The sequence below is a fragment of the Paracoccus fistulariae genome (assembly GCF_028553785.1).
Lineage (GTDB): Bacteria > Pseudomonadota > Alphaproteobacteria > Rhodobacterales > Rhodobacteraceae > Paracoccus > Paracoccus fistulariae.
The window spans coordinates 2,519,141-2,540,941 of record NZ_CP067136.1; the positions used below are offsets into that span (position 1 = coordinate 2,519,141).

17 protein-coding genes are annotated in these 21,801 nt (G+C 62.7%); 6 read left to right on the top strand and 11 right to left on the bottom strand.

The genetic code is table 11. The features are described 5' to 3' along the window. The first annotated feature begins 20 nt into the window (after positions 1 to 20). Both JHX87_RS12430 and JHX87_RS12435 read left to right on the top strand, forming a co-directional pair. Entirely contained in the window at positions 21 to 1,013 is a 993-nt protein-coding gene (locus JHX87_RS12430) for a ligase-associated DNA damage response exonuclease (RefSeq protein WP_271884011.1), read from the top strand. After that, a complete protein-coding gene (locus JHX87_RS12435; protein ID WP_271884012.1) occupies positions 1,010 to 2,572 on the top strand; it encodes a cisplatin damage response ATP-dependent DNA ligase in 1,563 nt (520 codons plus the stop codon). Before JHX87_RS12430 ends, JHX87_RS12435 begins: the two co-directional genes overlap by 4 nt. A 74-nt stretch (positions 2,573 to 2,646) precedes the next feature. On the opposite strand, the gene JHX87_RS12440 is transcribed toward JHX87_RS12435, so the two are convergent. Further along, the gene (locus tag JHX87_RS12440; RefSeq protein ID WP_271884013.1) at positions 2,647 to 3,651 is read right to left on the bottom strand and encodes a leishmanolysin-related zinc metalloendopeptidase; all 1,005 of its coding nucleotides are present in this window, start codon (positions 3,649 to 3,651) and stop codon (positions 2,647 to 2,649) included. 311 nt (positions 3,652 to 3,962) lie between these two features. Between JHX87_RS12440 and JHX87_RS12445 the strand changes: the two genes are divergently transcribed. Both JHX87_RS12445 and pdeM read left to right on the top strand, forming a co-directional pair. Next, on the top strand, positions 3,963 to 6,338 hold the full coding sequence (locus JHX87_RS12445) for a ligase-associated DNA damage response DEXH box helicase (RefSeq protein WP_271884014.1): 2,376 nt from the start codon (positions 3,963 to 3,965) through the stop codon (positions 6,336 to 6,338). Next, positions 6,335 to 7,030, top strand: a complete 696-nt coding sequence (pdeM, locus tag JHX87_RS12450; protein WP_271884015.1) for a ligase-associated DNA damage response endonuclease PdeM — start codon at positions 6,335 to 6,337, stop codon at positions 7,028 to 7,030. Before JHX87_RS12445 ends, pdeM begins: the two co-directional genes overlap by 4 nt. A gap of 12 nt (positions 7,031 to 7,042) precedes the next feature. On the opposite strand, the gene JHX87_RS12455 is transcribed toward pdeM, so the two are convergent. Next, positions 7,043 to 7,804: an outer membrane protein gene (locus JHX87_RS12455; RefSeq protein WP_271884016.1), complete on the bottom strand. Its 762-nt coding sequence runs from the start codon at positions 7,802 to 7,804 to the stop codon at positions 7,043 to 7,045. A 311-nt stretch (positions 7,805 to 8,115) separates the two neighbouring features. Between JHX87_RS12455 and uraH the strand changes: the two genes are divergently transcribed. Further along, positions 8,116 to 8,505, top strand: a complete 390-nt coding sequence (gene uraH / locus JHX87_RS12460; RefSeq protein ID WP_271884017.1) for a hydroxyisourate hydrolase — start codon at positions 8,116 to 8,118, stop codon at positions 8,503 to 8,505. A 58-nt stretch (positions 8,506 to 8,563) separates the two neighbouring features. Here the strand turns inward: uraH and JHX87_RS12465 are convergent, their stop codons facing one another. After that, positions 8,564 to 10,207, bottom strand: coding sequence for a serine hydrolase (locus tag JHX87_RS12465; RefSeq protein ID WP_271884018.1), 1,644 nt, complete (start codon positions 10,205 to 10,207; stop codon positions 8,564 to 8,566). Between the two features lie 370 nt (positions 10,208 to 10,577). Next, entirely contained in the window at positions 10,578 to 13,013 is a 2,436-nt protein-coding gene (gyrB, locus tag JHX87_RS12470; protein ID WP_271884019.1) for a DNA topoisomerase (ATP-hydrolyzing) subunit B, read from the bottom strand. A gap of 157 nt (positions 13,014 to 13,170) precedes the next feature. On the opposite strand from gyrB, the gene JHX87_RS12475 reads away from it, so the two are divergent. Next, positions 13,171 to 14,709, top strand: a complete 1,539-nt coding sequence (locus tag JHX87_RS12475; RefSeq protein ID WP_271884020.1) for a phospholipase D family protein — start codon at positions 13,171 to 13,173, stop codon at positions 14,707 to 14,709. On the opposite strand, the gene JHX87_RS12480 is transcribed toward JHX87_RS12475, so the two are convergent. From JHX87_RS12480 to mutM, 7 genes are all read right to left on the bottom strand, one after another. Then, complete coding sequence (locus JHX87_RS12480) at positions 14,706 to 15,341, bottom strand: LysE family translocator (protein WP_271884021.1); 636 nt, start codon at positions 15,339 to 15,341, stop codon at positions 14,706 to 14,708. The two genes, JHX87_RS12475 and JHX87_RS12480, sit on opposite strands and share 4 nt — an antisense overlap. Further along, positions 15,338 to 16,411, bottom strand: coding sequence for a DNA replication/repair protein RecF (gene recF / locus JHX87_RS12485; protein ID WP_271884022.1), 1,074 nt, complete (start codon positions 16,409 to 16,411; stop codon positions 15,338 to 15,340). The genes JHX87_RS12480 and recF overlap by 4 nt, the downstream gene beginning before the upstream one ends. Then, positions 16,408 to 17,526: a DNA polymerase III subunit beta gene (dnaN, locus tag JHX87_RS12490; RefSeq protein ID WP_271884023.1), complete on the bottom strand. Its 1,119-nt coding sequence runs from the start codon at positions 17,524 to 17,526 to the stop codon at positions 16,408 to 16,410. Before dnaN ends, recF begins: the two co-directional genes overlap by 4 nt. Before the next feature lie 101 nt (positions 17,527 to 17,627). Further along, positions 17,628 to 19,028: a chromosomal replication initiator protein DnaA gene (gene dnaA, locus JHX87_RS12495; protein ID WP_271884024.1), complete on the bottom strand. Its 1,401-nt coding sequence runs from the start codon at positions 19,026 to 19,028 to the stop codon at positions 17,628 to 17,630. Between the two features lie 562 nt (positions 19,029 to 19,590). After that, on the bottom strand, positions 19,591 to 19,860 hold the full coding sequence (gene rpsT / locus JHX87_RS12500; RefSeq protein ID WP_271884025.1) for a 30S ribosomal protein S20: 270 nt from the start codon (positions 19,858 to 19,860) through the stop codon (positions 19,591 to 19,593). A 165-nt stretch (positions 19,861 to 20,025) separates the two neighbouring features. Then, the gene (locus tag JHX87_RS12505) at positions 20,026 to 20,802 is read right to left on the bottom strand and encodes an enoyl-CoA hydratase (RefSeq protein WP_271884026.1); all 777 of its coding nucleotides are present in this window, start codon (positions 20,800 to 20,802) and stop codon (positions 20,026 to 20,028) included. A gap of 74 nt (positions 20,803 to 20,876) precedes the next feature. Beyond that, complete coding sequence (mutM, locus tag JHX87_RS12510) at positions 20,877 to 21,722, bottom strand: bifunctional DNA-formamidopyrimidine glycosylase/DNA-(apurinic or apyrimidinic site) lyase (protein ID WP_271884027.1); 846 nt, start codon at positions 21,720 to 21,722, stop codon at positions 20,877 to 20,879. Positions 21,723 to 21,801 lie beyond the last annotated feature (79 nt).

Sequence of the window (21,801 nt, forward strand, 5' to 3'; positions counted from 1 at the left end):
ATGTTCGCCATCTTGGTGCCATGCGTGCCGATCAGATCCTGCAACCGACACATGAGGGGCTCTATTGCATCCCCGGCGATTTCCATATCGACCCGCTGCGTCCGGTGCATCGGGCGCTGATCACGCATGGGCATGGCGACCATGCGCGCGCCGGTCACGGATCGGTTCTGGCCACGGCGCAGACCCTGGACATCATGGCCATCCGCTATGGCGAGGATTTCACCGCCAGCCGACAGATCGCCGACGGGCCGGTCAGGATCGGGACAACGACGGTCAGCTTTCACCCTGCGGGCCATATCCTCGGCTCGGCCCAGATCGCGATCCAGCCGGATAAAGGGCCGAAAATCGTGGTCTCGGGCGATTATTGCCGCCGCGCGAACCCGGTCTGCGCGCCCTACGAGCCCGTTTCCTGCGATGTGTTCGTGACCGAGGCGACCTTTGGCCTGCCGGTCTTTCGCCATCCCGATCCCATGCAGGAAATGTCGCGCCTGCTGGCCAGCATGGCTGAATTTCCCGACCGCCCGCATCTGATCGGCGCTTATGCCCTGGGCAAGGCGCAGCATGTGATCGCGCTGGCCCGGCGGGCGGGAATCGACGGCCCGATTGCCATTCACGGTGCCTTGCAACGGCTTTGCGATTACCATCAGGCGCAGGGTATCGACTTGGGGCCGCTGATCCCGGCGACGGCGGCAGACATGCCCTCGCAGCTTGTCGTCGCCCCGCCCTCGGCCTTTTCCAGCCCCTGGGTGCAGCGTTTTCGCGATCCGGTGATCGGTTTTGCCTCCGGCTGGATGCAGGTTCGCGCCCGCGCCCGCCAGCGTGGTGTGGAACTGCCGCTGGTGATCAGCGATCATGTCGACTGGCCGCAGGTGACGCAGACCATCCGGCAGTTGAACCCGTCCGAGGTCTGGATCACCCACGGCGCCGAAGAGGGCCTGATGCGCTGGTGCGCGCTGAACGGTTTCGCCGCACGGCCGCTGCGACTGGTCGGCTATGAGGAAGAGCCGGAATGAAGGCCTTCGCTCATCTTCTGGAACGTCTGGCCTTCACCGCCGCGCGAAATGCCAAGCTGCAATTGCTGCGCCATTACCTGCAGGCAACGCCTGATCCCGATCGCGGCTATGCACTGGCTGCGCTGACCGGCGATCTGAAATTGCGGGCGGTGACGCCGGGGCTGCTGCGCGGATTGATGGCCGAACGCCTGGACGAAGAACTGTTCAGCCTGTCCTATGATTTCGTTGGCGATCTGGCCGAAACCATCGCGCTGCTCTGGGAGTCCGAGGGGGATGAGGATGTGCCGCTGCATCAGGCGGTGGATCTGTTGTCCCAGACCGGCAAGGCGGCTTTGCCCGCCGCCATTGCCGCGATGCTGGATCGGCTGGGCCCCTCGGAACGGCTGGCCTTTCTGAAGCTGGCCACCGGAAATATGCGGGTCGGGCTGTCCGCACGCATGGCGCGGATGGCGCTGGCACAGATGGGCGCGCCAGAGGTCGCGGATATCGAAGAGATCTGGCACGGGCTGACCCCGCCCTATCAGCCCCTGTTCGACTGGATCGAGGGCGGCCCGCGCCCCGAACAGGCCGCCAAGGCGCCCTTCCGGCCCGTCATGCTGTCGACGCCGGTGGATCTGGACCAGCTGCGCGCCTTCGACCCCTCGGACTATCTTGCAGAATGGAAATGGGACGGCATTCGTGTGCAGGCCGTCAATGACGATGGCATCCGCAGGCTGTATTCGCGCACGGGAGAGGATATCAGCGGATCATTTCCCGATGTGATCGAGGCGCTGAATTTCGATGGCGCGGTGGATGGCGAGCTTCTGGTCCGGCGTGGCACGGATGTCGCCCCCTTTGGCGATCTGCAAAAACGGCTGGGCCGCAAGACGGTCAGCCGCGCCATGCTGGACAGCCACCCGGCGGGCCTGCGGGTCTATGATGTGATGCTGTGGCAGGACAACGATCTGCGCAGCCTGCCCCTGACCGAGCGCAGGGCGTGGCTGCAGCGGGCCGATTTCGGCAGCGATCGCATCGATCTGTCACCGCTGCTGTCCTTTGAAAACTGGGACGATCTGGCGGCGCTGCGCGCCGATCCGCCGTCATCGGTCATCGAAGGCGTGATGATCAAACGCCGCGACAGCAGCTATGTCGCCGGTCGGCCGCGCGGCCCGTGGTTCAAATGGAAGCGCGATCCGATGATTGTCGATGCCGTGCTGCTCTATGCCCAGCGTGGGCACGGCAAGCGGTCAGGCTTCTACAGCGATTTCACCTTTGGTCTGTGGGACGGCGATCAGCTTGTGACGGTGGGCAAGGCCTATTTCGGCTTTACGGATGAAGAGTTGCGCAAGCTGGACCGTTTCGTGCGCACCAACACCGTGGATCGCTTTGGCCCGGTGCGCGCGGTCGAGCCGAAACTGGTGCTGGAGATTGCGTTCGAGGGGCTGAACGCCTCGGCCCGGCACAAATCCGGCGTGGCCATGCGCTTTCCCCGGATCAGCCGCATCCGCTGGGACAAGCCCGCGGATGAGGCCGATCATCTGTCGGCCCTGACTGCCATGCTGCCGCGTGAGGGCGCATGACGGGCCCGACCGTGATCAAAGGCGGCCCCGGCCGCGTCGGGGAGGAAGCGCGCTTCGCCGGGGCCGCCGCCGAGCTAGGCGAGCAGCAACTGATCGCCCAGCGTCGGCATGGAGGCACCCGGATTCGCGGGATCGAAGATCGTGTCGTATCCCATGTCCTCAAGCGCGGCAGCGGTCATGCCCGAAAAGAAGTTGCTCTGATCGATATAGCCGGTCATCACCTCGTCCTGGAACGTGTCCTCGTCCCAATGCCCGCCGGCCGTTCCCGGTTGCCCGTCGGTTTCAATCGGCACGCCCCGATCCGAGGACGGGTCATTGCCCGCAATCTCGGGGAACACCGCCTCATAGGCCGCCTTGGCGTTTTCGCCGGTAAAGCGCATGTCGCCCGACGCGACCGAGCCTTCGGTCAGGCTGTCCCACAAGGTGCCGATGCCGACGCAATGCATCATCTCATGCAGGACCAGATCGTCGAAAGTTCCGTTGCTGCTGATGGATTGCGCATCGGCGCTGTCAAAGACCATCTGCCCTTCCGAACTCAGCCCGTTGCCACGGGTCGAGGTCGGACCGGCATAGGCCAGCGTGCCGTTCTGGCCGTCGATCGACTGCAGCTCGGCCGAGATGCGCAGATCGTCCACATCGCCGACATCGGCCAGATCGCCCTGGATGATGCTGCTGATGTAATCCGCAGCGCGCTGGAAATCGGCGCGCAACTCATCGGGCCAGTCGCCCTTGAAGACCAGCTCGATATTATATTCGCCGCTGGCATCGACATTCTGACCGCTGCTGCTGACATAGCGGTCGGTCGGCGCGGCTGCGGCGCTGATATCGGCCGAAAGGCCGGGCTTGTCGAAGATATCATCCCCAAGCGGAATGGCATCGCCGCCGGGATCGATCTTGCGCCCCTCCATCACCGCCTCGGCGGCGCGGGCGGATTGCTCGCTCAGTTGCGACAGGGTGCTGACCGACCGGCTGGTCAGGGCGGCGCTGTCCGCGCGCTGGGCCGATTGATCCGACCGGATGCCCCAGCCGTCGAAATCGAACTGATCGATCTCTTCTTCCAAAACCAAGTCTCTTGCCATCTCGGGTCTCCTTCGTTTTTCAGGAACAAGGCAACAGCCGACCGTTGGGTGAATCGGGACGATTCCCCTTCATGGTCCCGGCCTGCCAGCCGGAAAGATGTGCTGCCTTGTCGAAGTTGGCAGGCGCAACCTAAGGGCGGGGTTTTCGATCTGGCAACGCCCCTGTCCGCCGTCGCGAACAATCCCGCCGAATTGCAGAAACATGCCGGGCAAAAGGTTGCTGTCGGTAAGGATCCGACCATGAATCTGGCCATAAGGCCGGTTTATGACAGAAATTTGAGAATTTTCCCGCATGATTACAGTGTGCTGAGATGAACCTGCCGCCACGCTTTCACGATTGGTTCAGTCGGCAGGGCTGGCAGCCGCACCCGCATCAGATCGCCCTGCTGGATGCGCAAGAGGACAGCCTGCTGATTGCGCCGACGGGCGGGGGCAAGACGCTGGCGGGGTTCCTGCCCGCGCTGGTTGATCTGCAGACACCGCAGGGCGGGCTGCACACGCTTTATGTCTCGCCATTGAAGGCGCTGACTTCGGATATCGCGCGCAACCTGTCGCGACCGGTGGCCGATCTGGACCTGCAGATCCGGATCGAGGATCGCACCGGCGACACCCGCGCCAGCCAGCGCGCCCGGCAAAAGGTGGATCCGCCCGATATCCTGCTGACCACGCCGGAATCTCTGGCGCTGATGCTGTCCTATGAACAGGCGCCCAAGATCTTTGGTGGCGTGAAGCGCGTGGTCCTGGATGAGCTTCACGCCCTCGCCGAAAGCAAGCGCGGCGATCAGTTGATGCTGTGTCTGGCCCGGCTGCGCAGCCTGGCACCGGATCTGATCGCGACCGGCCTTTCGGCCACGGTCGAGGATCCGCAGGCTCTGGCCGATTTCATGGGCGGCGCACGGATCATTCACGCCGATCCCGGCCCCGAGCCGGATATCGCCATGCTGGCCACGGAACGCCCCGCGCCCTGGGCCGGCGGCGGCGGTCACTATGCCATCCCCGAGGTTCTGGCCGAGGTCCGGCAGGCCAATACCACCATCATCTTCATCAACACCCGCGCGCAGGCCGAGCTGTTCTTTCAGGCGCTTTGGGCTGCGAATGACGACAACCTGCCCATCGGCCTGCATCACGGCAGCCTGTCACGAGAGTCGCGCCGACGGGTCGAGGCGGCCATGGCGGCGGGCGAATTGCGGGCCGTGGTGGCGACGGGAAGTCTGGATCTGGGCATCGATTGGGGCGCCGTGGATCTGGTGATCCAGATCGGCGCGCCCAGAAATATCAAGCGGCTGGTCCAGCGTATCGGCCGGGCGAACCATCGCTATAATGCCCCCTCGCGCGCCCGGATCGTGCCCGCCAACCGGTTTGAGGTGATCGAATGCGTCGCCGCGCTGGAGGCCGTGCAGGACCGCGATCTGGACGGCGATCCGCGTCCGCCCGGTCCGCTGGACGTGCTGTGCCAGCATATCCTGCTGACGGCCTGCGCCGGGCCGTTCGACGCGGATCGCCTGTACCGGGAAGTGCGTGGTGCAGGCCCTTATCGCGATCTGTCCCGCGCGGATTTCGATGCCTGTCTGGATTTCGCGGCGACCGGCGGCTATGCGCTGCGGGCCTATGACCGCTGGCAACGGCTGATGCAGCGTGACGGGCTGTGGCGGCTGCGCGATCCGCGCGCCACCCGCGACCTGCGCATGAATATCGGCACCATTGTCGAGGCCGAGATGCTGAAGGTGCGCATGCGTGGCCGCGGCGGTGTGCCCCTGGGCGAAGTCGAAGAGGCTTTTGCCGCCAGTCTTGAGCCGGGCGATACCTTCCTGATCGGCGGCCAGACGGTGCGCTATGAAGGGCTGCGCGAAATGGTCGTCGAGGTCACGAAGCAACCGACGAAACAGCCCAAGATCGCGGTGTTTTCGGGGGTGAAGCTGGCGACCTCGACCCAATTGTCGCATCGGGTGCTGGATCTGATCGGCGATCCCGCGCGCCACACCGTCCTGCCGCCCGACACCGGCGACTGGCTGGCGCTGCAATCCCGGGTCAGCCTGCTGCCCCGGCCCGGCCTGCTGCTGAGCGAAAGCTTTCCCCATCACGGGCGCTGGCATTTCGCGCTTTACGGCTTTGCCGGTCGGAATGCCCTGCAGACGCTGGGCCTGCTGATGACGCGAATGATGGAAGAGGCGGGGCTTGGTCCGCTGGGCTTTCTGTCGACCGATTATGCGTTGCTGATCTGGTCGCTGGACCCGGTCAGCGATCCCGCGCCTCTTCTGGACCCAGAGGGGTTGCGCGCGGGTCTGGGCGACTGGCTGGCGGGGAATGCGGTGATGAAGCGGACCTTTCGCGGCGTCGCCACGATTGCCGGTCTGATCCACCGCAATATGCCCGGACAGCGCAAGACGGGCAGGCAGGCGACCTTTTCCAGCGATATCCTTTACGACACCTTGCGCAAATACGATCCCGATCACCTGATGCTGCGGATCACGGCGGATGAGGCCCGTCGCGGGCTGGTCGATTTCGATCGCATCGAAGAGATGCTGGCCCGCACCGACCGGCAAGAGCACCGGGTGCTGGATCGCGTCACCCCGCTGGCCGCGCCGCTGCTGCTGGAGGTCGGAAAGGTGCCGATTGCCGGGCAGGGGCGCGAGAGGCTGGCCGAGGAAGAGGCTGCGGCGCTGATGGCCGAGGCAGGGCTGGAATGAGCGGATTTCCCTTCGATTTCAATGGGCAGAAGTTGCTGGCCCGACCCTCGGGCGCGCTTTACTGGCCCGCGCGCCGCTGGCTGATCGTCGCGGACCTGCATCTGGGAAAATCCGAGCGGATGGCGCGGCGCGGTGGCGCGCTGCTGCCGCCCTATGAGGTCAGCGACACGCTGGAGCGGCTGGCGGCCGAGATTGCAGCGACCGATCCGGCCTGCGTGATCAGCCTGGGCGACGGTTTCGATGACAGTCAGGCCGGTCACAGCCTGCCCGTAAACACGCGTGAACAGATCCGGGCTATGGCGACGGGCCGCGACTGGATCTGGGTCAGCGGTAACCACGACCCGGATCCGGTCTCACCCGATCTTCCGGGCCGCGATCTGCCCATGCTGGATGACGGGCTGTGCTTTCGACACGAGGCCGGGCAGGGGCCGGATATTTCGGGTCACTACCACCCCTGCATCCGTCTGGCGGGGCAGCGGCGGCGATGCTTTCTGATCGGGCGTGACCACCTGATCCTGCCCGCCTTCGGAACCTATACGGGGGGGCTTTCGGCGGATGATCCGGTGCTGACGGCGCTTGTCCCGCAGGGGATCGCGGTCGCTTGCGGCCGAAAGGCGTTGGGCGTGCCCCTGATCCCGTCGCGGGGCATGAAAAAGGCCGACGCGCCCGCTGGCGGTCGGCCCCGATCATGATGAGCTCGTCGATCAGAACTGGAAATTCACGCCCAGCTTGAAGTTGTGATGTTCCGGGGTCGCACGGGTCAGCTTGCTGCCATCTTCGTAAGCATAGCTGATATTCGTCTTGCCGAAATTGCGGTACTGCCACTCGCCGAAGATCGACCATTTTTCGCTCAGCTTGCGCTCGACGCCAAGACCAAGGGAATAACCGTCAGCATTATAACCCTTTGTCTCATCGATGATGGTATCGCCGAGATCTGTCTCGAACCAATCATAGTCGAAGTCTCCGCGAACATAGCCGACGCTGCCATAAAGCAGCGTGCCGGACGCGAATGCGAAACCGCCCTTGAACTGCAAGCCAGCGACATAGTTTACCTTCGAGATAAGCGTCGCCCCGTTCTCATGATCGCCGGAGTAGCTGAGCTCATCGTCGATATTGCCGCGTTCATAGAAGAGTTCGGGACCGAAAACCCAGTTATCGATTTGCCAGCGATAGCCGATATTCAGACCGGCGTTTACGCCTCTTACATCGAGATCGAGTTCCGGCCTGAGGGAACTTTCAAGTTCGCCATTCAGATCGAACTCATCAACTCCGACCCTGTCATCTGCGCCGGTGGCATAGCCGATCCAGCCACCGACATAGGCGCCGCCCCAATCCGTGGCCGTATTTTCGACAGGCACAGCCACCACGTCAGTTTGTACGACCGGAGCAATCGCACCGCCGGCATGGGCAGCGGTCGTCATCGCAGTAAGCAGACAGGTGGCGATAAAACTGGATTTGAAGGACATGCGAAAGCTCCTGTGCGTGCGATAGCGCGATCAAGCGTGGTTTTCGGGCGGCTAACGTTTTTATAGCGGCTGGGCAATCATGATGGAAAATCCTTCCCAAAGCACCGGATTTTTTTGTGCATTTTGCGGCAAATACAACACATTGCATTGGTAATGATCGCCTGATTGCGCCGAAGACGGGCTTGCGGGCAGTAAATCCGGCCAAGCGATTGCTGGACAGGCGGATAGCCCGACTGCCTTCACCCTGTCGTGAAGAAACGAAAACCAGCCTTTCCTCGTTGGCCCGCCATTCAAGGAATGAAAGTGAGTTCATGATTTATAAAGCGCTTCTTGCTACCGCCGCAGTGATCTTTGTCGCCTCGCCGCTATGGGCCGAGGATATCTCGACACATGTTCTGAACACCGCGACGGGTCAGGGCGGCGGCGGTGTGCCGGTCACCCTGGAGATCAATCGCGACGGCGAATGGAGCGAGATCGCCACCGCAACGACCGAGGAAAATGGGCGCGTCGAGGCATTCGGCATCGAGGCCGAGGTCGCGACCTACCGTCTCAGCTTTGACATGACGGCCTATGACGGGTTCGAAAAGCCCGCCTTCTTCCCCGAGATTTCGGTGGTCTTCGCCGTTCAGGACAGCGGGCGGCATCATCATGTGCCCGTACTGGTCAGCCCGTTCGGCTATTCGACCTATCTGGGCAACTGATCCCGCCGTACCTGTAGGGGCTGCCAGACCCGGCGGCCCCTGATCGCCGTTCCGCAGATTACCCCTGTCGGGCCAGGATCTGCCGGTTATCATTGGTATAAAGGATCAGCCCGCCATCCGGCGACAGGCGCCATCCTGTGATCTGGCCCAGCAGGTCCAGAAGCAGGCGTTCCTGGGCCATCAGCGCCTCGGGGCAGGCCTTCCGTGTGGTGCCAAGCTGCTGCAGCGTCAGGCTGTCGCCATCGACCTGATAGCTGCCCATCAGGCGGTTGCAGCTGGCATTGCCCGACAGCTTGCCATCGGCACCGAATGTCAGCCGGGCCGGAGAGTAGTCGATGACGCCGCGCCCATCGATATCCTCGATCCGCCATTCCAGATCCTGCAGCTGCGCAAAGCCATCTTTCGCCATCAGGTAATCCGCCACCGCGCGGTAGGCGGGCAGCGATGTCGGGTCATTCGCCGCATTTGCCGCCACCGGGTTCGAGGCGACCCGTGCGATCACCATCTGCGCTGCAGGGTCGATCCAGATCGTTTGCCCGTGAACGCCGCGCGCGGCAAAGGCACCGTGATCGTCATTGCTGACCCACCACATGCCACGATAGCTCCACCCCGGCAGGGTGTCATATCCGGCGCGGGCGAAGGCCTGCGGATCGCCGCCCTGCCGAATGCGGTCAATGGCCTGCGCCGGAAGGATCTGTTGCCCCTGCCAATTGCCGCGATCCAGCACCAGCTGACCCAGCCGGGCCAGATCGCGCAGCGTGACATTGAAGCCGCCCCCCGCAAAGGGCGTACCAATGGAATCGACGGTAAAGAACGCCTCTCTCTCCGCTCCGATATGGGACCAGATATTCTGCGACACCCAATCTGCCACATCCAGTCCGCTGACCCGCGCAATCAGCCAGCCGACCGCATCGGCATTGATGGTGCGATAGGCGAAGGCCTCGCCATGCGCGCCGGATTTCCTGACCGTCTGCAGATAGCCGAAATAGCTGCGCGGACCGTCATAGCCTTCGGGCGCTGGCAGCGGACTGCTGGCCCGCGAATAGGTCCAGACATCCGAATTCGGATCGGCGTAATCCTCGGAATAATCCAGCGCGGTCGTCATCTCCAGCACCTGCCGGACGGTCGCATCGCCAAAGCCGCTGCCATCCAGCTCCGGGATCACATCGCGCATCAGCGCCGTTTCGTCCAGCGCGCCTTCGGCGACCAGCGTTTCCGCGACAAGGCCTGTCAGGGATTTCGACACCGACATGACGCCGTGCAGGCTGTTTTCATCCATGCAGCCGCCATAGCGTTCGTAGACGATCCGACCGCGATGCAGCACCAGGATTCCGTCCGTGTAATTTACATCGAAGGCCTGATCCCAGGTCATTTTCCGGTCGCTGCCCATCGGGGGGAAGCTGACTGCATCAAGGCCGGGATCCAATGCAACCGGCAGCGCGTCAGCACCATCCGTGCCATTCCTGACGGCCTTCGTCGGCGTCAACTCGCGGAAATTGCACATCGTCCAGCGCAATTTCGGAAAGGTGAAGGCATCGGCATCGGTCATGCGGATAATGCGATCGGCGGGCGGTGGAAATCCCTGCATCCAGCCAAGCGTTTCAGGATCGGATTGCGCCGACGAAAGGGGCGTATCCTGAGATAAGGCGGGGCTGGTGGCCATCAGGCCAAGGCAGAAAAGCGATATGAGCAAGCGTGTCACGGGTAATTTCCTTTGCTGTCCATCACAACCGATAAGGGCGCGTCTGTCTGCTATCCGATCAGCCCCATGCAGACCCGAAATATTGGGAGTAATACATCTTTCCGGCTCTCCTCGCCATCTGATCTGACGGCGGCGAAGGAGGCCCCTGACATGATGCGATTGCGTTTGGACTGTTGGCCGACAACCAATTCTTCTGCGCGGATCATGGGCCGGATATTAGCATAGAGGCGGCCATCTGCGCTAAAGGATTTCAAAGGCCGCCGGGACCATATGTCGCATCCGGCGATGCCCGCATGTGCGAACGGCCTGCGCGGGTCAGGCGCAGGCCGTATCATGGCGACTTCAGACAGATGGCCGAAACATCAGCCGATCATATATCCAGATTTTCGACGCTGAGCGCGTTTTGCTGAATAAATTCGCGGCGCGGTTCGACCACGTCGCCCATCAGCTTGGTGAACAGATCCTCGGCCTCGGTCAGATCCTCGATGCGAACCTGCAGCATGGTGCGGGCAGCCGGGTCCAGCGTCGTTTCCCACAGCTGTTCGGGGTTCATCTCGCCCAGACCCTTGTAGCGCTGCAGCGACAGACCCTTTTCGCCTTCCAGGAAGATCGCCTGCAGCAGGCCCAGCGGGCCATAGATCGGCACGTCGCGATCCTTGCGCACCAGATAGGCGGGCTGGCTGTAGATATCCTGCAGCGCCTGCGTCATTTCGGCCAGGCGACGGCTTTCGCCGCTGCGCAGCATCTGCCCGTCCAGATTGCGGTTTTCCTCGACACCCCGCAGGGTGCGGGTCAGACGGATGCCGGCATCCTGCGTCGGTCGGCCCTGCCAGCCGCGCTCATATTCCTCGGCGATCATGTCCAGACGCTGCGCCACGGCATCGGCGACACCTTGCGGATCATCGTCGATACGGCCCGGCACCAGCGCCCCCGCAATCGCGGCCTGCTCGGTGATATGGGGCGTGTAATGCGTCGGATAGGCGCGCAGGATGCGGCGCACGGTGCGCGCCTCTTCGACCACGCGCATCAGGTCATTGCCGGTGATATGCTCACCCGAACCAAGCCGCAGCGCCGCGCCATCGACGCCTTGCTGGATCAGGTAGTCTTCCAGCGCCGCTTCGTTCTTCAGATAGACCTCGGACCGGCCGCGGCCCACCTTATAAAGCGGTGGCTGCGCGATATAGAGATGGCCATGCTCGATCAGTTCCGGCATCTGGCGGAAGAAGAAGGTCAGCAGCAAGGTGCGGATATGCGCGCCGTCCACATCGGCATCGGTCATGATGACGATCTTGTGGTAGCGCAGCTTTTTCAGGTCGAATTCATCGCGCCCGATCCCGGTGCCAAGCGCGGTGATCAGCGTGCCGATCTGATCCGAGGAGAGCATCCGGTCGAACCGGGCACGTTCCACGTTCAGGATTTTCCCGCGCAAAGGCAGCACGGCCTGATTCTGGCGAGAACGTCCCTGTTTGGCGGATCCACCGGCCGAGTCCCCCTCGACGATGAACAATTCCGCAAGGGCCGGATCCTTTTCCTGACAATCCGCCAGCTTTCCGGGCAATGAGGCCACATCCATCGCCGTCTTGCGCCGCGTCAGTTCGCGCGCCTTGCGGGCAGCTTCGCGGGCAAGGGCGGCTTCGATGATCTTGCCGACAATCGCCTTGGCCTCGTTCGGGTTTTCCTCGAACCACTCGGCCAGCTTTTCGCTGACCAGACCTTCAACGGCGGGACGAACCTCGGAACTGACCAGCTTGTCCTTGGTCTGGCTGGAGAATTTCGGATCGGGCACCTTGACCGACAAAACGCAGGTCAGCCCCTCGCGGGCGTCGTCGCCGGTGAAATCGACCTTTTCGCGTTTGGCGATGCCGCTGTCCTGGGCGTATTTCTGAATCACCCGGGTCAGCGCGCCTCGGAACCCTGCCAGATGGGTGCCGCCATCGCGCTGCGGGATGTTGTTGGTAAAGGGCAGCACGGTTTCGTGGTAGCTGTCATTCCACCACATCGCCACCTCGACCCCGATGCCGTTCTTTTCGCCGGTCATGAAGATCGGCTCGGGCATGACAGAGGTTTTCGAGCGGTCCAGGAATTTCACGAATTCGCGGACGCCGCCTTCATAGAACAGTTCGGTTTTCAACGGTTCCGCCGGGCGCTCATCCTCCAGCAGGATGCGGACGCCGCTGTTCAGAAAGGCCAGTTCGCGCAGGCGGTTTTCCAGCGTCTTGTAGACGTAATCCAGATTGCTGAACGTGCCATTGGGGTTGGTCAGCTTGTTCGAGGCCAGAAAGCGCACCTCGGTCCCGCTTTGATCGGGCGCATCGCCGACCACGCGCAGATGCTCGACCGTTTCGCCATGTTCGAAGCGGGCGACATATTCCTTGCCATTGCGCCAGATGCGCAGTTCCAGCCAGTCCGACAGCGCGTTGACGACCGAAACGCCGACGCCATGCAGACCGCCCGACACCTTGTAGCTGTTCTGATCGAACTTCCCGCCGGCATGAAGCTGGGTCATGATCACCTCGGCCGCGCTGACGCCTTCGGTCGGGTGCATGTCCACCGGAATGCCGCGGCCATTGTCGCGCACGCTGACGCTGTTATCGGCGTGGATTTTGACCTGCACGTAATCCGCGTGACCGGCCAGCGCCTCATCAATGCCGTTATCGACCACCTCATAGACCATGTGGTGCAGGCCCGACCCGTCATCGGTGTCGCCGATATACATGCCGGGGCGTTTGCGAACAGCCTCTAGCCCTTTGAGAACCTTGATGGAATCGGCGCCATATTCGGCGGGCTGCGTGCTGGTATCGGACATTGATCAGACTTCCTGTTCTTGCCCCTCCGATATAGGTGTTCAGGCAGGTAAAGTCACGGCTTTTACGGGGTTTTTCCGCCGTTTACGGCGCTTTGGGGGCAATGCGCTGGCCGCCGCCGGAAAAGCTTGTCACAATGGGCGAAAATCGGAGTTCCGGATGAAGTTCTTGCAGTGGTTTCTGGGCATCGTCGTCATTCTGGGCGTCTGCTGGGTCGCGGGACGGATGATCTTTCCGGTGCCCTCGACCGAAGGCCGCGCGCCGGAACTGGCCATTCCCTTTGACCCCGACACGCCGCTGGGCGTCGGAGCGGCGCAGGCGCAGGCCGCTCATCCCGGGAAATCCGGTGTGATGCCGCTGGGCGAACCGGTCCCGGCCTTTACCAGCCGGGTCTATCTGGCTCAGGGGGCGCAAAGCTCTCTCGATGTGATGTATTATATCTGGCACGATGACCTGTCCGGCCTGCTGCTGCTGGAGGCGCTGCGCGATGCCGCCAATCGCGGCGTGCGGGTGCGGCTGCTGCTGGATGACAACGGCATTGGCGGGCTGGACCCGATCCTTGCGGCGATGAACCAGCTGCCGAATTTCAGCGTGCGGCTGTTCAACCCCTCGACCATTCGCAGCCCGAAAATGGCGGGCTATGCGCTGACCCCGATCCGGATCAATCGCCGGATGCATAACAAGGCCTTTATCGCCGACAGCGCGGCGGCCATCGTGGGCGGGCGCAATATCGGTGATGAGTATTTCGCGCTTGGCGATGTGCCCGCCTATCTGGATCTTGACGTGCTGGGCGTGGGCAAGGTCGTCAGCGATACCAGCCGGATCTTTGACAGCTATTGGAACAGCCAGCCGGTGATCGCGCTGGAACAGGTCATCAAGGGCCCCGGCGATATGGCGCTGTTTGACGAAAAGCTGGCGAAAGCAAAGGCCGAGCCGGATGCCGAGACCCTTGCCGCCGATGCGCAAAGCCCCACGGAATGGATGCGCGATGCCGGGGCGCGGCTGGAATGGACGGATGTTCAGGTCGTGGCCGATGATCCGATCAAGGGCACCGGCGGTGCGAGGCGTCAGGATCTGATGATCTCGCAGCTTGGCAGCATTCTGGGTGAGGTGACGCAGAATGTTGACCTGATTTCGGCCTATTTCGTGCCGGGCAAGCAGGGCACGGCCTATTTCGCCGATCTGGCCCGCAAGGGCCACCGGGTCGAGATCCTGACCAATTCCTGGGAGGCGACGGATGTGCCGACGGTGCATGCGGGCTATATCAAATACCGCCGGGAATTGCTGGAGGCCGGGGTGACCCTGCTGGAGCTGCGTCAGGTCGATGGCCAGCCGCAGGGCCGCGATGAGCTTGGCCCGATCGGGTCCAACGGCGCCTCGCTTCACGCCAAGACTTTCAGCATCGACGACCGGCGGGTCTTTATCGGCTCGTTCAACTTCGATCCGCGCTCGGCCCGGCTGAATTGCGAAATGGGTTTCCTGATCGACAGCCCCGCGCTGGCGCAATCGGGGCGCGGCACCCTGCAGGATCTGGCACGGCGCAGCTATCAGCCAAAGCTGGATGGCAAGGATATGGTCTGGCAGGTGGTCGACGCTGATGGATCGATCAGCATGGTGGATCGCGAACCCGGACTGGGCACCTGGGACCGGATCATGGTCTATGTGCTGAATGTGCTGCCGATCGAGTGGCTGCTTTAGGTGGCCAGAAGCTGACCAAGGCCGATCACGCAGCCAACCAGGATCAGCAAGCCGCCTGACAGCAGGTTCATCCGTCGCAGCCCGGTCGGCGTGGCAAGTTTCGCGCGGGCCGCGGCGACGGCGCCGCCCATGATCAGGTTCAGGCCAAAGGGGATCAGCCCCGACATGGCCGCAATCACCGCCACATCCCAGCCGGTCAACTGCCGCACATCGAAAAAGCCGGGCAGCACGGTGACATAGAACAGCGCCGCCTTGGGGTTGCCCGCGATGGCCAGAAGGCCCGCCGAAAACCCGGCCCAACGGCCGCGCTGTGTCAGCCTTGCGTCACGCTCGACCGGTTTTTTCGCCTGTCGCAGCAGCGCAATTCCCATGCCGACAAAGACGATGGCCGCGATCCAGCGCAGCCAGACCAGCAATTCCGCGCTTTGGCTGACCACCACCGCCAGCCCGAAGATCGCGATCAGCGGCCACAGCACATCGCCGATGGCCACGCCCACTGCCAGCGGCCAGACCCCGCGAAAGCCCGAGGCCAGCGCCCGTGCCATGATCGCCACCCAGACCGGGCCGGGCGTCAGCCAGATCGCCACCATCGCGCCCGCATAAAGCCACAGGGAATTGGCATCCAGCGTCATGTGACCCCCTCTGCGACCGAGATGCCCTCGGCCTTGGTGACGGAGAATTGCCGCGCGCGCGCGCCGAAACTGTCGAACAATTCAGGGCCGGTGCCGGTCAGAAAGGACTGCGCGGGCAGGGCGGCAATGCGATCATAAAGCGCCGCGCGCCGATCCGCGTCCAGATGCGCGGCAACTTCATCCAGCAGCAGCAGAACCGGCTGATCGGACAGCGCGCGCGCATTGGCCAGGATCATCGACAAGAGCAGCGCCTTTTGTTCGCCGGTCGAGGACAGCGCGGCCGGCATGTTCTGCGGCCCCCAACAGGCGCCAAGATCCGCGCGATGGGGACCAGACAGGCTGCGCCCGGCGGCCAGATCGCGTGGCCGCATCTGCGACAGCCGTGCGGAAATGCTGTCGGGATCGGGATCGTCGGCAAAGCCCTCGCCCGGCAGCAGGGTCAGCATGGCGGCGGGGAAATCGCCGCCCTCCTGCGCGGCCATGATCGCGTCAAGCGCGGCCAGCCGGTTGCGGGTCAGCGCCGCGCCGCTTTCGCCCATCTGGCTTTCCAGCGCGCGATACCAGCCGGGATCGCTGATCTGGTCCTTCAGCAGGCGGTTGCGTTCCCGCATCGCCTTGTCATAGCCAAGCGCCAGATCGGCGTGATCGGGAAACAGGCTCAGCGTCATGCGGTCCAGAAAACGGCGGCGTGTTTCGGGCGAATCCATCCACAGCCGGTCCATCGCGGGCACCAGCCAGACCACGCGCAGCAGGCGCGCCAGCGCGGTCTGCGGCACGGGTTTGTCGTCGATGGCCACACTGCGCGGCTGTCCCGGCGGCGCGGTGATCTGGATGGGTCGCGACCCGATCTGCGCCTGAATGCGCCAGCCCGCGTCACGCCCCTGTCGCGCCTGATCGGGCGCGGCGGCACCACGCAGGCCACGGCCGGGGGCCAGCATGGACAGTGCTTCAAGGATATTCGTCTTGCCGGACCCGTTCGGGCCGAAAATGGCCACCGGGCGGCGATCCAGCGTCAGATCCAGCCGGGGCCAGGATCTGAACTGGGCCAGCGACAGGTGGTCTAATGTCACACGCGCATCGGCATGACGACATAGACCGCCGTCTGGTCGCTGCCTTCGCGGATCAGCGCCGCATCGCCCGAGCCGTTGAACATGAAGACCGCATTGTCGCGATCCACCTGACTGGCGATTTCCTGCAGATATTTGGCATTGAAGCCGATTTCCAGCGGGTCATCGGCATAGGCGACGATCAGTTCCTCATCCGCAGCACCGGCATCGGGTGCATTGACCGACAGGATCAGCCGGTCCGCATCCAGTGCCAGCTTGACCGCGCGCGACCGTTCGCTGCTGACCGTGGCGACGCGGTCCACGGCGCGGGCGAAATCGCTGGCATCGACTTCCAGCTTGCGGGCATTATTGGCGGGGATGACGCGCGAGTAATCGGGGAAGGTCCCGTCGATCACCTTCGAGGTCAGGGTGATGGTCGGCGTTGCAAAACGCACCTTGGTTTCGCTGACCGAGACGGCGATATCCGCATCATCCTCGTCCAGCAGCTTGCGCAATTCGGCCACGGTCTTGCGCGGAACGATCACGCCCGGCATCTCATCGGCGCCCTGGGGAAGCGGCGCGTCGATCCGGGCCAGCCGGTGCCCGTCAGTGGCGACGCAGCGCAGCACCGGGCCGTCCTCGCTTTGGGCGACATGCATATAGACGCCATTGAGGTAATACCGTGTCTCTTCGGTCGAGATGGCGAATTTCGACTTGTCGAACAAGCGGCGCAACACGCTGGCCTTGGCGCTGAAATTGGCACCATATTCGGTGCTGGCCATGACCGGGAAATCCTCGCGGGGCAGGGTGGCCAGGCTGAAATTCGACCGGCCCGCCTGAACCGACAGGCGACCTGCGGCATCGTCGCTGGTGATATTGACCAAAGCCCCGTCGGGCAGCTTGCGGGCGATTTCATTCAGCATCACGGCGCTGACGGTGGTAGCGCCGGGCCGTTCGACCTGGGCTGCGGCCTTGTCCACGACCTCGGTATCCAGATCGGTGGCGCGGAAGCTGACGCCCTCGGGCGTCGCTTCGATCAGAACATTGGCCAGAATCGGGATGGTGTTGCGGCGTTCGACAACGGATTGCGCCTGAGCAACGGCTTTCACCAGAACGGCGCGTTCGATCGAGAATTTCATCGCTTGTCCCTGTCCCTATGGCCGGTTCGGCCCCCATGTACCGGCGTAGTTTGTAACCGCCCCGAAGGACGGTCACAAGGTTTTCATGCGCGGCAGGGGCGTCAGGCTTCCAGCAGCCGTTTAAGCATGGTGACATCCTCGGCAAGGGCGTGATCATCGGCCACAAGCTCTTCGATCTTGCGGACGCCATGCATGATCGTGGTGTGGTCGCGCCCGCCAAAGCGGCGACCGATTTCGGGCAGGCTGCGGCTGGTCAATTGCTTTGACAGATACATGGCGATCTGGCGCGGACGGGCGACGTTGCGGGCGCGCTTTGGCCCCATCATGTCCGACAGGCGGATATTGTAATGCTCGGCCACCTTGCGCTGGATATCGTCGATGCTGATCTTGCGGTCATTGGTGCGCAGGATATCGGCCAGACAGTCCTGCGCGACCTCCAGCGTGATCTCACGGCGCAACAGGCTGGCATGGGCGAACAGACGCTGCAGCGCGCCCTCCAGAACGCGGACATTGGTGCTGATCCGATGGGCAAGGAATTCCAGCACGCCATCGCCGATTTCCAGATCCGGCTGCTGGCGTCGGAAGGATTCGGTCTTGGACTGCAGGATGCCCAGACGCAACTCGTAGGTGGTCGGGTGCAGATCCACGATCAGCCCGCAGGAGAGGCGCGATTTGATACGCTCTTCCAGGCCCTTGATCTCGGCCGGGGCGCGGTCGGCGGAAATGACGATCTGCTTGCCCTGATCGACCAGCGCATTGAAGGTGTGGAAGAATTCTTCCTGCGTGCTATCCTTGCCGGCGATGAATTGCACATCATCGACCATCAGCATGTTCACATTGCGGAACATACCCTTGAAATCCATGATCGTGCTTTCCCGCAACGCCTGGACGAAGCGATACATGAACTGTTCCGCAGACAGGTACAGCACCTGCGAATTCGGGTGGCGGGTCTGATAGTCATGGGCGATGGCATGCATCAGATGGGTCTTGCCCAGACCGACGCCGCCATAAAGAAACAGCGGGTTGAAGCCTACGGGACCGCCTTCTGCCACGCGGCGGGCGGCGGCATGGGCCAGCTCGTTCGGCTTGCCGACGACGAAATTGCTGAAGGTGAAGCGCGGATCCAGCGGCGCACCCAGATCCGGTTTCGGCGCCAGACGGGTCGTGGACGGGGCGGCGGCACGTGCGACGGGCTGAGCCGCCCCCGTTTGGCCCGAAACCTGGGCCGCCGCTGCCGAACGCGCGGCGCGGGCCGCGCCCTGCGCAGGCACCACGGCAAAGCGCAGGCGGTCAACCTCGTAACCAAGCCCGTTCAGTTCGGCCGTGATCTTGTCTGCGAAGTGCCGGTTGACCCAATCCGAGATGAACCGGGTCGGGCTTTCAAAATATGCGATGCCAGCTTCCAGGGTGCTGAGACGCAGAGGCTTGATCCAGTGATTGAAATTGTTCTGACCGACATTCCGTTCCAGATTCACGCATGCCTGTCTCCAAAGGTCTTCCATAGTCTCGTTGCCCTATATTCCTGTCCCCAGCCCTCGCCAGTTGATGGCGAAGAAGAATTCACGGCACGCAGGCAGCGTTCGGCAACACGAAAACCGGCACCAAGAATACGGTGCGTAAATGGGCATCCTGCCCGAACGAACGAACTTAAGACAGGGCCCGTCAAAAGCCGGTGGCAGCCGACCTTTAAAGGACCCCAAGGACGAATCCAGAATCGCTTCTGCTTCATTCCCTGACCTGACCCGTCGAAAGCGCTTATTTACCGCTGTTTGGGCGAGGTCTGTCCCCCTGTCGCGACGTGAATCGCTGGATGAACCTAGCAACAGCCGCTTGAGGCGTGCAACTGAACTATGCGCTTGACACAGGCTTTCCGTGATCGAATCTCCGATGCCATTGACTCACAAGCAAATTTTCCAGATGGCATTGAAAAGTAACAATATTATCCAACAAACATTCCGCAAGAAATGAAATGGGGCATGAACCGGAAGGTTCATACCCCATCTTGCGAATCCGCCTAAACAGGCCGGATCTTTATCTATTTCAGCGCCCGCGAGCGGGCCGAAATCAGGCTGCCGACAGCGCCTTGACCCGGGCCGAGAGGCGCGAAATCTTGCGGGCTGCGGTGTTCTTGTGAACGACGCCTTTGGTCACACCGCGCATCAGTTCGGGCTGGGCGGCTTTCAGCGCATCACGGGCCGCATCGGCATTGCCGCTGGCGATGGCTTCTTCGACTTTGCGCAGGAAGGTGCGGATGCGCGAGCGGCGGGCTTTGTTGATGTCGGTGCGACGCTCGGTCTGGCGGGCGCGCTTTTTCGACTGCAGGGTATTGGCCATATTTCGGGTCCTATCGGGTCTTTAGCGTTTCTGTCGCGCAAAAGACCCAAGGCACCGTCTTCCGAAAAGACGGTCATGATTCTTGCCTAAGCGGGCCCACGCGCATGTAAGCGAAGGCCTATAGGGGATATTCCGCCGGATGGGAACCCCGAATCAACGCCCGGCTTACTTGTCGCGGAATTGCGGTTCGCGCTTTTCCAGGAAAGCGGCCATGCCTTCCTTCTGATCCTCGGTGCCGAAGAGCGAATGGAAGGCGCGACGTTCAAAGCGGATGCCCTCGGACAGCGTCGTCTCGTAGGAACGGTTGACGGCTTCCTTGATCGTCTTGACGGTGATCTGGGATTTCTCGGCGATCTTGCGGGCGGCGGCCAGCGCTTCGGGGATCAGCTTGGCGGTCGGCACGACGCGGCTGACAAGGCCCGCGCGCTCGGCTTCGGCTGCATCCATGAAGCGGCCGGTCAGATGCATGTCCATGGCCTTGGACTTGCCGATGATGCGGGTCATCCGCTGCGTGCCGCCAATGCCTGCGACCACGCCCAGATTGACTTCGGGCTGTCCGAATTTCGCGTTTTCAGCCGCGATGACGAAATCGCAGATCATCGCCAATTCGCAGCCGCCACCCAAGGCATAGCCGCTGACCGCCGCAATGATCGGCTTGCGAATACGCTCGATCACCTGAACCTGCGCGCCGAAGAGGTCTTCGTTATAGACATCGACAAAGGACTTTTCCGCCATCTCCTTGATGTCGGCACCCGCGGCAAAGGCCTTTTCGCTGCCGGTGATGACGATGCAGCGCACCTTGTCGTTATTGTCGGCTTCGGTCAGAGCCTCGGCAAGTTCAGAGATCAGGCTCGAGTTCAGGGCATTCAGCGCCTCGGGTCGGTTGAGACGGATCAGAGCGACATCATCTTCGTTTTCGACGATGATCGTTTCATAAGCCATGAGCTATGTCCTTATTGGCATAAGTTATCGCCGGGAACCTATCAGCACCTGCCGGGGGATTCCAAGCACCTGACTTAGCGTTGACAAACAGGACAGTAGAAGCTTGAACGCCCGGACTGCACCACCCGTCTGACAGTCCCGCCGCATTCCGGGCTCTGGCAGGGCTGACCCTCGCGGTCGTAAACGCGAAAACTGTGCTGGAAATACCCCAACTCGCCAGTGGCTTGCCGGTGATCGCGTAACGATGACCCGCCTGCCGCGATGGCATCGGTCAGCACGGCGCGGATCTGCGCGATCAACAATTCAAGACGCTTTGCAGAAATACGTCCCGCCGCCCGTCTGGGATCGATTCGCGCCCGGTAAAGCGCCTCGCTGACATAGATATTGCCCAGCCCCGCGACGATTTTCTGATCCAGAAGCGCCTGCTTCACCGGGCTGCGCCGATTGCGGAAGGCGGCTGACAGATAGGCGGTATCGAAAACCGCATCGAAAGGTTCTGGCCCCAGATGGGCCAGCAGCGGGTGCTCGGCCCCCTCGCGGATCAGATCGACCATGCCAAAGCGCCGCGCATCGTTGAAGGTGATGGTTGTGCCGGCCTCGGTCGTCAGCACGACGTGATCGTGCCGCGGCAGGATCGCCGGATCGCGGTGATAATCGGCGGTGGCGGCACCCTCGATCAGCATCCGGCCGGACATGCCCAGATGCATCAGCAATATGCCCCCGCGATCAAGATCGGCCAGCAGATATTTCGACCGCCGCCGCAGCGCGGTCACGGTCGCCCCGGTCAGCACCTGCACCAGATCGACCGGCAGCGGCCAGCGCAGATCGGGCCTGCGCGCGTCGGCTCGGGCGATGCGCTGACCTTCAAGATGCGGCTGCAATCCGCGCCGGACGGTTTCGACCTCTGGCAGTTCTGGCACCTGAATTCCCTTTCGTCGCATTGCACCGCTGGCCCATCCCGGTCATTGTGCCCGCGACGCGCCGGTCTTATCTGGTGCG